This window comes from Achromobacter sp. GbtcB20, assembly GCF_019091095.1.
GTDB classification, from domain to species: Bacteria; Pseudomonadota; Gammaproteobacteria; order Burkholderiales; family Burkholderiaceae_B; genus Achromobacter; species Achromobacter mucicolens.
Window position 1 is genome coordinate 1 of the sequence record NZ_JAGXJZ010000047.1, and the last position, 12984, is coordinate 12984.

The following is a 12984-nucleotide window of genomic DNA, read 5'->3' on the forward strand; positions in this document are numbered from 1 at the left end:
CCACGATCAGGACATACACCAGCGCGGGAAGCACGACACCCGCGACCCCCGCGATCAGAGCGAGACGGGCACGGCTGCGGTCCCTGAGCGACCCGTGGGCGAATTCCTGACGCACCTCCAGGCCGATCAGGAAGAAGAAGACGACCATCAGGCCGTCGTTGACCCAGTGATGCAGATCCATGTGTAGGCGCAGTGGCCCGAAGTTGAACCCCACGTCTAGGTGCCACAACTCGAAATAGGCGTTGGATAGCGGCGAGTTCGCCCACACGAGCGCCACAACCGTGACGATCACCAGCAGCACCGCAGCGCCAGACTCCGTGCGTAGATAGTGGGCAACGCGTCTGCGTCTGATATGCGCCGAGGATTCACCGAAAGAAGAGGCTGGCATGTGCTTATCCTGTAGTTTGTGAGATCACGATGGGCCGGTTTCGGATGGACCGATCAGGTGTCCGCCTCTGGCGGCGTCTCATCATCGAGCGAGCGCAGCCAAGCGAGTCTTTCTCCCGGCCTGCGCTCAACACCTCTGTCCGTTGGCTGATACCAACCCGGCCGCGCCACGCCCTCGGGAAGATAGGTTTGCCCAGCGGCATAAAAGGCTAGAAATGGTGTCCACTTAAATCAGGTGGACACCATCGCCTTTGGCGTCGGGGCCAGGAAGGTGTGTTGGCCGGACGGATACACAGAATCGGCCAATAGCGGTCATCAGGGCTGGCTTGAATCGGGGCCGAAGGATTACGCTCTCAGCCCCATAATTGCTGGTCAGACAGTTACCACGATCTTGCCGATCTGCTGATTGGCTTCAAGGAAACGATGGGCATCCTGGATGTCGCTAAGTGCGAATGTCTTTGCGATGATCGGGCGCAACGTACCGGACTTCAACCCTTGCAGAATAAAAGCCTTCGCTCTCTCTAGGGCTTCAAGGTCGGCCACAATCTCTGCGTAGAGATAGCCCTTCAAAGTCAGGCTTTTGCCCAGCACGGTAAACAGTGGGAATGGTGTCGGTTCAGAGCTAAGTGCGCCGTACTCCAGCAAAATTCCGCCCCGCGCCATGCTCTGCGTGAGAGGTTCCAAGAACGGCCCGCCTACAGGATCGAATACAACGCGAGCGCCTTGACCGGCAGTTATCGTCATAACACGCTCGACGATATCCTCTTCATCGCTGACGATGACATGCGCAGCGCCTGCATCAAGTAGGGCTTGCTTCTTCGCGTGAGTTCGAGTGATCGCAATCGATGTGGCGCCGACCATACGAGCCATTTGGAAGGCGGCCAAGCCAACACTGCTTGACGCGGCGGTAACGATGACAAAATCGCCCGGCCGTAGCTTCGCCTGTTCAATCAATGCCCCCCAGGCGGTGACGTACTGCATCCAAGACGCCGCAGCCTCTTCAAAGGACAAGTTCTCAGGGCTCTTTACCACCAGGTGGGCCGGTACATTGGCCAACTCGCCGTAGGTGCCCCAGCGAGCAATATCCAGAGGTGGGATCAGAGCGACCGAGTCACCAATCGTGATCTCGGTTACGTCGCTCCCAACTGCCGTTACAATGCCTGCGGCCTCGTAGCCTAAGCGGCTGGGGAACTCCGCTTCTTGTAGGTATGCGTGATTGCGGAACATCACTTCGGCTCGGTTCAAGCCAATGGCTTTAACACTAATTTGCACCTCGTTTGCTGCTGGTGCCGATACTTCCAGATCTTCCAGCTTCAGAACGCTGGCGTCACCGTATTCATGAATTCTGACAATGCGTGCCATCATAGATACTCGTTTATCAATGGGCCTCGACGTTGAGGGGTTCGTTTGTTCAAGTTCCCCGAGGGGGATCCCCCTCCGCCATAACGCTGCTTGATCATCCCGCAGGCAAAAGCCATCAGCAGCAGTGACCATGCTCAACAGCGATTCAGTTGCGTTGCTCGCAGCTTTTCACTCCAGATAAGCGGGGCCTGACGCCGAAGAGACAGGCCCTCAACTCATTAGAATTCCTGCACGGTTGGGCGCAGAACGATCTCGTTAATATCCACGTCAGCAGGCTGCTCAATTGCGAAGGCGATAGCTCGAGCGACGGATTCGGCGGGAATTGCGTGCTTGTAGAAGTCCACCACGAAATCGCGGCTCTGTTTGTGGGAGCTGCCGAATTTCAGTTCGGAGTCCACGGCGCCCGGTTCGATAGTCGTGGTGCGGATGCTGCCGCCGACTTCGTGACGCAGTCCTTCCGAGATAGCCCGCACAGCAAACTTGGTGCCGCTGTACACGGTGCCACCTGGGCTGAACACCTTCAGGCCTGCAACCGATGCAATGTTGATGAAGTGACCACTGTTTTGTTTCTGGAAGACTGGCAATGCAGCCGCGACTCCGTACAGCAGACCCTTGATGTTGATGTCGATCATGCGATCCCACTCGTCAGTGCGAGCATCGCTGAGCGGTGCAATCGCCATCAGTCCGGCATTGTTGACCAGTACATCAATGCGACCGTAGGTGTCCACGGCACCTTGAATGAGCGTTTTGACCTCTTCCTGAGAGGTAACATCGGTCTGATACGCGATTGCCTGACCACCTGCATTGGTCAGCTCAACCACCAGTGCGTCGAGTTTATCTTTGCGACGTGCAGCCAGCACTACGCGAGCGCCAAGCGCAGCAAGGTGGCGTGCAGTAGCCTCACCCAGGCCGCTGCTGGCACCGGTGATAACGACAACTTTTCCAGAAATGTTATTGCTCATGCTGAGAACCTCATCGGTGGGTTTGTACTTCGCTTCGCCATGGCTGGTTAACCTGGCAGTGCGCAAACTATAGACCCATGATTGATCTCAATAAATGGGAATGATTGGATTATACTATTCCTGAAAATGGAATAACTGGGAGGGGCAACATGCTTAACCGCACGGAGATGGTTAGGATTTTTTGCGCAGCAGCAGAGGTAGGTAGCTTCCGCGAAGCGGCAACTCGATTAGGCATCTCCCCACAAGGGGTGACTCGAGCCATTAAAGCCCTGGAAACTGAGCTTGGCGAATCACTGTTCCACCGCAATACCCGCCAGGTGAGCATCACTGCTTTCGGTCAGGATTACGCCAAAGATGCCAGGTCAGCTCTGGATCATTTCGATACGCTATTCCGTTCGCACAGGACGGAGCCTGAGCTGTCAGGCAGGGTGGGGATTACGGCTCCACATGCTATTGGCAGGCGCTTCCTAATACCGTTTCTTCAGCCCCTGGCCGCTGCACATCCTGACCTGCAATTCGATCTCCGCTTGGAAGATCAGATGACTGATGCTGTTGAGGCGCATATCGATATTGGTATCAGGGTGGGGGTTATTCGCGACCGGCGCTACGTTGCACGTGCCTTAGCTCCCGTGCCGTTTTACGTTGTCGCGTGCCCGTCTCTCATAGGCCAAAAGACACCACCTAAATCTTTGGATGCCTTAGCTAAGCTGCCACTTTCAGTCCTGATCGACCGGAAAAATGGCCGCCCTTGGCCTTGGCTATTTGCCGACGGGCAAACGTTCACGCCCAGGCAGCCAGCTCTTATCTGTGATGATCCAGATACGGAATTGGAAGCCACCCTGGCAGGCATGTGTTTTGGCCAAATTCCTGCCTATCTGGCTGAGCCTCATCTGCGGACAGGAAAGCTGGTTGCTGTTTTGGCTGATCTCGCTCCAGCGCCATGGGATCTGTTCATATACCGCCCGCAGCAGGGTCCTGTATCGAAGCGGGTGCGATTGGTGTACGACCACCTTAAGCAGGCTTTCTCAAACCCCAAGCTATTTCCCCAGGGCCTGGCGACATAGCTTGAATACCTGCCAGCAATCGTCCGCTTTTGGCCGTTATGAACAGCTATCCATAACGGCCAGGACTTGACGCTCGAATCAGGCTCTAACTCACGGGCGAGACGCCAAAAGGCTGGGAGCCCATCCGGAACACCCGCCCCCTTGGCTGATCGGTAAGCAATGCTCAGTAGCCACTTTGCACCCGCTGATAGTCGCCACTACACCGCCCTCAGACTCCGATACAGCGTTGCCCCGCGACACGGATTCGCACCCAACTTGGATTGCGTTGCAAGCAGAAGCGTAAATTCAAGGCGACGACGAATTCGAACCATGCGCTGCCACTGGCGCCCAATCTTCTGGAACGGCGATTCACTGTGGTGGCACCGAATCGCGCCTGGGTAACGGATACGCTTTTCCCCGCATCAGCCATTTTCGATTACTTGGCTACAAAGGACGCAACCGGGATTGTAATGGGCAGAGCCGGCAACGAAATCCAGTGGGAGAACAGCAGCGGTGAGCTATCCCGGACTGTCCTGAAGTCGCTTAGCAAGCGACTGCCGGAGTATCGAAGGGAATACAAAAAGGGCGCATAGCCCGGCTTTCACCCCGGCTTTCCGACCTTTCCAAATCCGGGATTCTGAGCAATCAAAGTGCATGCGCCCTATAGACAGGAGTGCATGCAATGCAGCAAGCAATTCAAACCGCGGCCCTTGCGCAACGCATCGGCTACAAGTCCGCCAGCATCCGCACCCACGTTTGGCGGCATGGGCATTTCATGGGCATCAAGCCCACCAAGGGTAAGCGTCCGAAGATCGCCGTCTTGCAAGTGATTCAGCAGTCCGGGTTGATCTCGTCGGTGAACTCGCCCTCATCCCATGCACGGGCGATGGCGGCATCGAGGCGAGTCAGCAGCTGGTAGAGGGACTCACCGTCGCGGCGCTGTAGCATCGCCAGGCAGTTACTCTCGTCACTCGCGACGGCGGCACACTCTACCGACCCGACGGCGCCGAGCGCGATCTGGCCACCATTCGAGATCAGCCAGTCCACGTTCTTGAGCGCTGCGAGCGGGTCGGCGGCGGGATGCTTCATCAAGCGGCCTTCTGCTCTGGAGCCAGCACCTTCAGCTCGACCTTCCACGGCAACAGCTCATCGACACGATTGACCGGATGCTCGGCGATGCGCCCGATCACATGACGCAGGTAGGCCTCGGGGTCGAGACCGTTGAGCTTGGCCGTGCCGATCAGGCTGTAGATTGCCGCCGCGCGCTCGCCCCGGCGTCAGAGCCCGCGAAGAGGTAATTCTTCCTCCCCAGGGCGACCGTACGCAGCGCCCGTTCGGCAGCGTTGTTGTCGATCTCGATGCGCCCGTCGTTGCTGTAGCGCACGAGCGCGTCCCAGCGGGCGAGCGCATAGCGGATCGCCTCGGCCAGTGCCGATTTCTGCGAGAGTTGCTTGAGGGTGACGTCGAGCCAGGCGCGTAACGCAACCAAGACGGGGCCGGCGCGCGCTTGCCGCTCGGCCCGGCGCAGCTCGGGCGGTTTGCCGCGAACAGACTCTTCCACCGCGTACAGCATGCCGATCTGCTTGAGCGCCTCGGCCGCCAGGGGCGAGGCCTGCGCCTTGTGCAGGTCGTAGAACTTGCGCCGCACATGCGCCCAGCAGGCAGCTTCCTGGATGGTGCCGCCCAGATAGAGCGGCGCGAATCCGGCAAAGGCATCGGCCTGCAGCACGCCCTTGAAGGGCGCGAGGTGGCGTTGCGGGTGCTCGCCCCGGCGATTGGGCGAGTAGGCGAACCACACGGCCGGCGGCGTCGCGTCGCCTGCGGGGCGGTCGTCACGCACGTAGGTCCACAGCCGACCGGTCCGCGTCTGGCCCTCGCCCGGCGAGAGCACCGGCACGGGCGTGTCGTCAGCGTGCAGCTTGGTGGCCGAGAGCACATGCTTGCGCAGCGCCTCGACCAACGGGCGCAGCAGCGCATTGCATTGCCCCACCCAGTCAGCGAGCGTCGAGCGCTCGAGCTCGACGCCCTCGCGGGCATAGATGGTGCTCTGGCGGTACAGCGGCAGGTGATCGCAATACTTTGCGACCAGCACATGGGCCAAGAGCCCGGCGCCGGCCAGCCCCCGGGCGATCGGCCGTGCGGGCGCGTTCGCCTGCACGATCGTGTCGCAGCGGCTGCAGGCGAACTTCGGGCGCACATGACGGATCACCCGGAAGCTCGCCGGCACGTACTCGAGCATCTCGCTCACGGTCTCGCCCAGCTTCTTGAGCGAGGCGCCACAGGCTGGGCAGTCGCACGCCGACGGCAGGTGCTCCTGTGTCTCGCGTGGCAGATGATCGGGGAGCGGTTTGCGGGGCGGGGGCGCCTCGCGCGTATCGGCTGGCGCGGCCGCTTCGGCCGGGGTCTCCGCACGCAGGGTCTCAAGGTCCTCGAGCGAGAGCTCGAGCTGGCCGAGCAGCTCGTTCATCTGTTCGGAGCTGCGACCGAACTGCATGCGGCGCAGCTTGGCGATCACCAGCTTCAGGTGCTCGATCTCAGCGGCCTGTTCGCTCACCTTCGCCCGTAGGGCGATGACTTCATCGGGGGCGGAAACAGGAGTGTTCAGCATGGCGACATGATACTGGAGCATGCGGCCAAATGCTGCTAAAAGGCGCCTATCCGCCGCTATGCAGCCCGGTTCGGTGCCGTTCTGACCGGACGTCGCCAGTCGATGCCTTCGAGCAGCATCGACAACTGCGCCGGCGTCAACGCCACGCTCCCGTGCGCGACCTGGGGCCAGACGAACTTGCCGTGTTCGAGCCGCTTGGCAAACAGGCACAACCCGTCGCCATCCCACCGCAGCACCTCGATCTGGTCTCCGCGCCGGCCCCGGAACACGAAGATATGACCGCTGAAGGGGTCGGTCTGGAGTTGCGTCTGAACGAGCGCGGCGAGCCCATCGAAGCCGCGCCGCATGTCGGTGATGCCGGCCGCGATCCAGATCCGCGTGCCAGCGGGCGGGACGATCATCGCAGCAGCACCGCAAGAACCTGCGCAAGCATCTGGGCGTCGGGACGTCCTTCGACAGTCAGCCGTGCGCCCTTGCGCTCGATCGTCAGCCGACCGAACGCGGCCGCTGGGGTATCGAGCATCTCGGGCGGGTCCTCATCGCTGGTGTCGGCGAGGATGATCGGCACAAACGCAGCTCCCCCCAGGCGACCTTCCTGGTAGGCCTTGCGCCACGCGAAGATCTGGTTGGCGTTGATGTCGTGCTGGCGCGCGAGACGCGACACGGAGGCGCCCGGTTGCAGCGACTGTTCGACGACGGTGCGCTTGAAATCGATCGAATGGCGGCGGTATGGCCCGCGCGGGCCGCGATGCGGGCGTTGGTCCAAATTTATGTCCATGAATGCAAATGTGGGCACAAATTTGGGTGCCCCCTCCGAGGGGCGATCGTCAGCTACAGCTACGCTGGACGGAAGACGGCATTGGCCGGACGCTTACCTTTGACGGGCTACGTGCGCAGAAAGTCATTCCTAAAATGGACCTAGAAGCCAGTGGGTGGACCTAAATTTTACCGATACGACAAAGCATTCACATCAAACATCAGGGGAAGTTGGGAAAACTTACTTCCAGCCATTGGACATAAAGCCTGTGCATAAAAAGCGAATGGACGATAAGTATTCAAAAAAAAATTTGGCCCAGAATTTTGTGAAAAAGTGGATCTTTTTGTCGGGTGCGGGTGTCGTCTCAGCGCCGTGCGCGAGAGGGAGTAGGCCACGTTAAGCTCTGCTCGCGCGTGTTGGAACTTTTCCCGTTGTGCGCCGTTGGTGCAGGTTGAAGTCATCAGGCCGGGTGTCCGCTTGCTTTTGAGCCTCGGTTTGTTCATTCAGGAGCTTCTTCATGGTCTCGACCAGCAGCGCTTCAGCCGTGCGCGATGCGCGCTTAGCGTCTTTCTCCCCGAGAAGTGGCTTCTTGACGATTTGAGACCATTCGAATAGCGCCTCCTGCCGTGTGTGAGGATCGTCATACGCGAGGATCGTGCTCAGATCTGCCCGGGTGTGCCCTAAGAAGATCCACCACTTGTGACAAAAATTGGGCAATTCAAAACTTAGTTCTGGGAAGTAGAACTTTGAGAGCATGACAATGTGGTCCATCGGATCCTGCTCCAAGCGCGCTGGGCTTTCACCTCTCTTCATGATGTCGATATGTTCGCTGTAAACGCGTTGCGCCTCTAAAAACAGGACCATCAACTCTTCCAGTTTCTTAATTCGCAAGCTGTGAAGCTCCCCGCGCTTGCTAATTTGCGAACGGATCGTCTCGGTCGTATCCGTAGTTTCGCGCAGCTGCCTCTTGATGTCGTCCAGATCGTCCGACATCGCTGCGTTCGTTGCTCGGGTCTTGAGATAGGCACCAAAGAAAGAACCGGCAGCGGCGACAACTAGCAGGACCGTCATCGACACCAGTTGCTGCTGCCAGCTTCCCAGTCCGGCCAGGGCATTCGCCAGTTCCTGAATAGCCGCTACGACGCTCTCGTCCATGTGACCTCCCGTTGGATGGAAAGAGTCTAGTTGAGACTAGCGTGTCGAGGGGCTCCGGTGTGAGTCCATACATTGCGCCTATCGGTTCGAGCGTTATGCCGACCCGTTGACCCACCCATTAGTCGTTCATCGTCGCGAGCCCCCCAGTCGGCCATTGAGATCCTGTACACGGAACGACGGTCGCCGGCACATCGCGACTTCACTCCTTCAAATGATCCACGGGCACTTTCAAGGCGCAACCCTGTTCAGCGCTTGACGACCTTCAACATCGGCATTTAAAATGAAATTCAAATGATTAAAACGAAATTAGAGAAACGGAAATAGGAGGCTGGGCATGGCCAAACGTGTAAGGCTTGGTGCGGGCTCGGGATTTTGGGGTGACGCTCAAGATCCGGCACAAGAGCTGTTGGAGCGAGGCAATCTGGATTACCTGTGCTTCGACTACTTGGCCGAATTGACGATGGCGCTACTGCAGCGGCAGAAGCTGAAACGGCCGGATGCGGGCTACGTGCCGGATGCGGTTCAGACCATGATTAATCTTTTGCCCCGCGCTACCGCAGTAGGAACGAAATTGATTTCCAACGGTGGCGGGGTGAATCCTAGAGCTGCGGCACAGCGCATCGCCGAAGGCGCGCGCCAAGCGGGACTTGCTGGCACGCGCATCGCGCTGATTGAAGGCGACGACATGCTGGACAAGCTCGACGACCTGATGGGGCAGGGGGTGCCACTCCGCAATATGGATACCGGCGACGAAAACTTCGCGGCCATCCGCAACCGCGTCGTTTGCGCCAATGTCTATACCGACAGTTCGGGCATCACCGCGGGTCTGGAAGGCGACGCGGATGTGGTGATCGCCGGACGTGTGTCGGACAACGCGCTTTACGTCGGCCCGCTCGCCCACGAGTTTGGTTGGCGCCGCGACACCGCACACATCGACCGTTACGCTGCTGCGGTGACACTGGGCCACATCGTCGAATGCGCGGCAGGCTGCTCGGGCGGGATGTCTTCCCGGTTCGCGGAGATGCCGCACATGGGGCGAGCAGGATTTCCCATTCTTGAAGTGGGCGCGGATGCCGAGGCCATCGTCACCAAGCTGTCGGGCACTGGCGGCCGTGTAGATGAATGGACGATCAAGGAGCATCTGGTCTACGAGGTGGGCGATCCGCGCCGCTATCTTATGCCCGACGCCGTGGCAGACTTCACTTCCCTGAAACTGATCGATGAGGGAGAGGACCGCGTACGCGTCAGTGGCGTGCGCGGTGAGGCAGCGCCCGACCTGTGGAAGCTGGTGGTCGGTTACCAAGACGGCTGGATCGGCGAGACCATGGCGTTTTTCCCATGGCCATACGCCTATGACCGCGCCGTAAAGGCGCGCGAAACCATGCTCGAACGTTTCGAGCGCATGGGACTGGCCGCCGAGCAGATTCACTTCGATTTTGTTGGACTCAACACCTTGCACGGTCCCGCCGCCACCTTCCCGGGGCGCGAACAGGCCAACGAGCTGCCCGAAGTCGGGCTGCGTTGCGCGGTGCGTACACGCACGGCCGAAGAGGCCGACAAGGTGCGCCGCGCGGGCACGAACCTCTGGATTATGGGCCCGGGCGGCACGTCCTTCGGCACCCCAATGAAGCCGCGCCCCGTCATCTCCCTGTGGCCGACCCTGATCCCGCGGGCCGCCGTCGAACAGAAAACCGAAATCCTGAAGGCCTAAGGAGGGCTCTGATGACGCTTCAAGTGAAAGACATCGCCTATGTGCGCTCCGGTGACAAGGGGGACGTGTGCAGCGTGGGACTGGTGGCTCGAGGACAGCATGAGTACGCGCAACTGCTCGCGAGCGTAAAGCCCGCCGACGTCAAGGCGCTTTACGGCGATTGGGTCCAGGGCGAGGTGGAGTGCCACCCCATGGACAACATCGGTGCCATGATGGTGATCATGCGTCATGCGCTGGGAGGCGGGGCAACGCGCACCTTGCGGTTGGATCAGACGGGAAAATCGCTGGGGCATGCGCTTTTGCGCCTGCCCGTGCGTGATCCGAGCTGAATCCCTGTAATCCCACCGACGGTATTCAACAAATGGCTATTCTTTCTTCCCGCCCCGGGCCGGGCAGCCCGGACTTCGCCGCGAATTCGGCGGCGTATGAAGCATTGCGCGCGCCGCTGCTCGCTGCAAGAGAACGGGCGATTGCTGGCGGCGGCGAACGCGCGCGCCAAGCGCATCTGGCGCGCGGAAAGCTGTTACCGCGCGAGCGTATCAATACGCTGCTGGATGCCGGCACGCCGTTCCTGGAGGTCGGCCAGTTAGCTGCCGATGGCGCGTACGATGGCCAGTCGCCGGGAGCCGGGATCATTACTGGTGTCGGCATTGTGTCCGGCCGGGCCTGCATGATCATGGCCAACGATGCGACGGCCAAGGGTGGAACGTATTACCCGCTGACCATCAAGAAGCAGGTGCGCGCCCAGGCCATTGCACGTGAGAACGGCTTGCCCTGCGTCTATCTGGTGGATTCGGGAGGTGCCTTTCTGCCTTTGCAGGGCGACATATTTCCGGACGAGCAGCACTTCGGCAAGATCTTTCGCAATATCGCCGAGATGTCGGCCCTTGGGCTTAAACAAGTTGCGGCGGTGCTGGGCGCTTGCACTGCCGGGGGCGCCTATATCCCAGCGATGTGTGACGAAACCGTGATCGTCGACAAGGCGGGCATGATCTACCTGGGTGGACCGCAGCTGGTGCAGGCCGCTACCGGCGAATTGGTTGACGCCCAGGAGCTTGGGGGTGCGGACACGCACACCCGCCTGTCCGGCGTGGCCGACCATTTCGCGAACGATGAGTTGCACGCACTCGAACTGGTGCGCGCCATTCTTGGACGCTGCGAGGCCCCGGCACTGGCGCCGCCGCCCCGTCCGTGCCGGCCTCCCCGCTACGAAGCGGCGGAATTGCCCGGACTCATTCCCGCCAATCCCAAGCAGGCAATGCCTATGCTGGACGTGTTGGCGCGCCTGCTGGACGGCAGCGAACTGGTGCAGTACCGCGAACGCTATGGCACCAGCCTTATTTGCGGCACCGGCGCCATTGGCGGTTATCCGGTGGGCGTGCTCGCCAACGACGGCGTTCTTCTTGGCCAGAGTGCCCAGAAAGCAGCCAACTTCATCGAACTGTGCTGCCAGGAAAACATCCCGCTCGTATTTCTGCACAACATCAGTGGCTTCATGGTGGGAGTGCAGTACGAGCAGGGCGGTATAGCGAAGGACGGGGCGAAGATGGTCAACGCGGTTTCCACGGCCCGGGTGCCCAAGTTCAGCGTCATTGTCGGCGGCAGTTACGGAGCGGGCGCGTATGCCATGTGCGGACGAGCATTCGGACCCCGGTTCATGGCCATGTGGCCCAATGCCAGGACCTCTGTGATGGGCGGGGAACAAGCCGCCACGGTGCTGGCGCTGGTGCGCGGCGAGCAACTGGCCCGTCAGGGCAAGGAATTCAGCGCCGAAGAGGCAGAGGCCTACAAGGCGCCTATCCGCGATACCTATGGTGCCGAAAGCACCGCCCTGAACGCAGCATCCCGCTTGTGGGTAGATAGCGTGATTGAACCCGCCGACACCCGCGACTGGCTGAGGCTTGGCTTGGCGCTCGCAGCCGCCGGACCGAAGGAACCCACGCGCTTCGGCGTGTTCAGGATGTAGCCCATGTTCAAGAGAATCCTTATTGCGAACCGGGGGGAGATCGCTCGCCGCATCGCGCGCACCTGCCAACGGCTGGGCATCGAATACGTTGCGGTGCATTCCCTAGCTGACGTTGGCGCTGCGCATCTGCGCGGCGCCATTCGGACCGTTTGCCTGGGCGCGGGGTCTGCAGCGGACAGTTATTTAAATGCCGGGAAGCTGCTCCAGGCTGCGCGCGAAACAGATTGCGAGGCAGTGCATCCCGGCTACGGTTTCCTGTCCGAGAACAGCGAGTTCGCGGCGAACGTGGAGGCCGCGGGCATGGCGTTCATCGGACCGTCGCCCGCCACTATTGCGGCGTTGGGAGACAAGGCGCGGGCAAAGGCGCTCATGCGCGCGGCTGGAGTGCCGGTCGTGCCCGGCACCGACGAGGCCAGCGACAATCCCGCCACCATAGAGGCGTTGGCGCGCGCCATTGAACTGCCTATTTTGCTCAAACCCTCCGCCGGCGGCGGGGGCAAGGGCATGCAGATAATTACCCAATACGACGACCTGCCTGGGCTCATTGAGTCGGCCATCCGTGTCGCCCGCAGCAATTTCGGCGACGGCCGGATGATCGTGGAGCGGTACATCGAGGAGCCGCGCCACATTGAAGTACAGGTGTTCGGCGATGGCTGCGGGAATGTAGTGCACCTGTTCGAGCGGGAATGCTCGTTGCAGCGCCGACACCAGAAGGTCATGGAGGAGGCGCCTGCGCCGCACCTGCCGGAGCGCGCGCGTCAACGACTGCTGGAGGCGGCGGTGCAGGGCGCGCGCAGCCTGGACTATCGCAACGCCGGCACCTTCGAGTTCATCATGGACCGGGACTTCAACTGCTACTTCCTGGAGGTGAATACCCGCCTGCAGGTAGAGCATCCTGTCACAGAGGCGGTAACCGGGCTGGATCTCGTTGAATGGCAGTAGCGCGTGGCGGCGGGCCAGTCCCTGCCGCTGGCGCAGTCCGACATCGCCTGCCACGGCCACGCTATCGAAGCGAGAGTCTACGCGGAAGACC

12 protein-coding genes and 3 pseudogenes are annotated in these 12984 nt (G+C 60.5%); 6 read left to right on the top strand and 9 right to left on the bottom strand.

The window, feature by feature from the left end; all coding sequences use genetic code 11:
• The 4 genes and pseudogenes from KVT32_RS27430 to KVT32_RS27440 form a co-directional block, all read right to left on the bottom strand.
• Positions 1-388: Na+/H+ antiporter NhaA (locus tag KVT32_RS27430; RefSeq protein WP_217619119.1), on the bottom strand; the 388-nt coding region annotated here is incomplete at its 3' end.
• Positions 389-441: 53 nt separating this feature from the next.
• Positions 442-591: pseudogene (locus KVT32_RS32240) on the bottom strand (recombination factor protein RarA); the annotation flags it as partial.
• Between the two features lie 168 nt (positions 592-759).
• Complete coding sequence (locus KVT32_RS27435; RefSeq protein WP_152385783.1) at positions 760-1749, bottom strand: zinc-dependent alcohol dehydrogenase family protein; 990 nt, start codon at positions 1747-1749, stop codon at positions 760-762.
• Positions 1750-1967: 218 nt separating this feature from the next.
• A complete protein-coding gene (locus KVT32_RS27440) occupies positions 1968-2711 on the bottom strand; it encodes an SDR family oxidoreductase (RefSeq protein WP_217619120.1) in 744 nt (247 codons plus the stop codon).
• A gap of 149 nt (positions 2712-2860) precedes the next feature.
• Here KVT32_RS27440 and KVT32_RS27445 point away from each other — a divergent pair, with 149 nt between their 5' ends.
• Both KVT32_RS27445 and KVT32_RS32245 read left to right on the top strand, forming a co-directional pair.
• Positions 2861-3775: a LysR family transcriptional regulator gene (locus KVT32_RS27445; RefSeq protein ID WP_152385617.1), complete on the top strand. Its 915-nt coding sequence runs from the start codon at positions 2861-2863 to the stop codon at positions 3773-3775.
• 200 nt (positions 3776-3975) lie between these two features.
• Positions 3976-4179: pseudogene (locus KVT32_RS32245) on the top strand (IS3 family transposase); the annotation flags it as partial.
• 406 nt (positions 4180-4585) lie between these two features.
• Here the strand turns inward: KVT32_RS32245 and KVT32_RS27450 are convergent.
• The 5 genes and pseudogenes from KVT32_RS27450 to KVT32_RS27470 form a co-directional block, all read right to left on the bottom strand.
• On the bottom strand, positions 4586-4843 hold the full coding sequence (locus tag KVT32_RS27450) for a hypothetical protein (protein WP_152385618.1): 258 nt from the start codon (positions 4841-4843) through the stop codon (positions 4586-4588).
• Positions 4843-6362: pseudogene (locus KVT32_RS27455) on the bottom strand (IS66 family transposase). Before KVT32_RS27455 ends, KVT32_RS27450 begins: the two are co-directional and overlap by 1 nt.
• A gap of 56 nt (positions 6363-6418) precedes the next feature.
• Entirely contained in the window at positions 6419-6763 is a 345-nt protein-coding gene (gene tnpB, locus KVT32_RS27460; RefSeq protein ID WP_152385619.1) for an IS66 family insertion sequence element accessory protein TnpB, read from the bottom strand.
• On the bottom strand, positions 6760-7128 hold the full coding sequence (locus tag KVT32_RS32695; protein ID WP_193725385.1) for a transposase: 369 nt from the start codon (positions 7126-7128) through the stop codon (positions 6760-6762). The genes tnpB and KVT32_RS32695 overlap by 4 nt, the downstream gene beginning before the upstream one ends.
• Before the next feature lie 387 nt (positions 7129-7515).
• Positions 7516-8274, bottom strand: coding sequence for a hypothetical protein (locus KVT32_RS27470; protein WP_152385621.1), 759 nt, complete (start codon positions 8272-8274; stop codon positions 7516-7518).
• Between the two features lie 334 nt (positions 8275-8608).
• Between KVT32_RS27470 and KVT32_RS27475 the strand changes: the two genes are divergently transcribed.
• The 4 genes from KVT32_RS27475 to KVT32_RS27490 are packed head-to-tail and all read left to right on the top strand — an operon-like array spanning position 8609 to position 12893.
• The gene (locus KVT32_RS27475) at positions 8609-9985 is read left to right on the top strand and encodes an acyclic terpene utilization AtuA family protein (protein ID WP_152385622.1); all 1377 of its coding nucleotides are present in this window, start codon (positions 8609-8611) and stop codon (positions 9983-9985) included.
• An 11-nt stretch (positions 9986-9996) separates the two neighbouring features.
• A complete protein-coding gene (locus KVT32_RS27480; protein WP_012248146.1) occupies positions 9997-10314 on the top strand; it encodes a hypothetical protein in 318 nt (105 codons plus the stop codon).
• A gap of 32 nt (positions 10315-10346) precedes the next feature.
• On the top strand, positions 10347-11951 hold the full coding sequence (locus KVT32_RS27485) for a carboxyl transferase domain-containing protein (RefSeq protein ID WP_217619121.1): 1605 nt from the start codon (positions 10347-10349) through the stop codon (positions 11949-11951).
• Between the two features lie 3 nt (positions 11952-11954).
• A complete protein-coding gene (locus KVT32_RS27490) occupies positions 11955-12893 on the top strand; it encodes an acetyl/propionyl/methylcrotonyl-CoA carboxylase subunit alpha (protein ID WP_254637036.1) in 939 nt (312 codons plus the stop codon).
• Positions 12894-12984 lie beyond the last annotated feature (91 nt).

Coding starts and splice junctions, on each gene's coding strand:
- KVT32_RS27435 (WP_152385783.1), bottom strand. CDS start 1,749: ATGGCACGCATTGTCAGAATTCATGAATACGGTGACGCCAGCGTTCTG.
- KVT32_RS27440 (WP_217619120.1), bottom strand. CDS start 2,711: ATGAGCAATAACATTTCTGGAAAAGTTGTCGTTATCACCGGTGCCAGC.
- KVT32_RS27445 (WP_152385617.1), top strand. CDS start 2,861: ATGCTTAACCGCACGGAGATGGTTAGGATTTTTTGCGCAGCAGCAGAG.
- KVT32_RS27450 (WP_152385618.1), bottom strand. CDS start 4,843: ATGAAGCATCCCGCCGCCGACCCGCTCGCAGCGCTCAAGAACGTGGAC.
- tnpB (WP_152385619.1), bottom strand. CDS start 6,763: ATGATCGTCCCGCCCGCTGGCACGCGGATCTGGATCGCGGCCGGCATC.
- KVT32_RS27470 (WP_152385621.1), bottom strand. CDS start 8,274: ATGGACGAGAGCGTCGTAGCGGCTATTCAGGAACTGGCGAATGCCCTG.
- KVT32_RS27475 (WP_152385622.1), top strand. CDS start 8,609: ATGGCCAAACGTGTAAGGCTTGGTGCGGGCTCGGGATTTTGGGGTGAC.
- KVT32_RS27480 (WP_012248146.1), top strand. CDS start 9,997: ATGACGCTTCAAGTGAAAGACATCGCCTATGTGCGCTCCGGTGACAAG.
- KVT32_RS27485 (WP_217619121.1), top strand. CDS start 10,347: ATGGCTATTCTTTCTTCCCGCCCCGGGCCGGGCAGCCCGGACTTCGCC.
- KVT32_RS27490 (WP_254637036.1), top strand. CDS start 11,955: ATGTTCAAGAGAATCCTTATTGCGAACCGGGGGGAGATCGCTCGCCGC.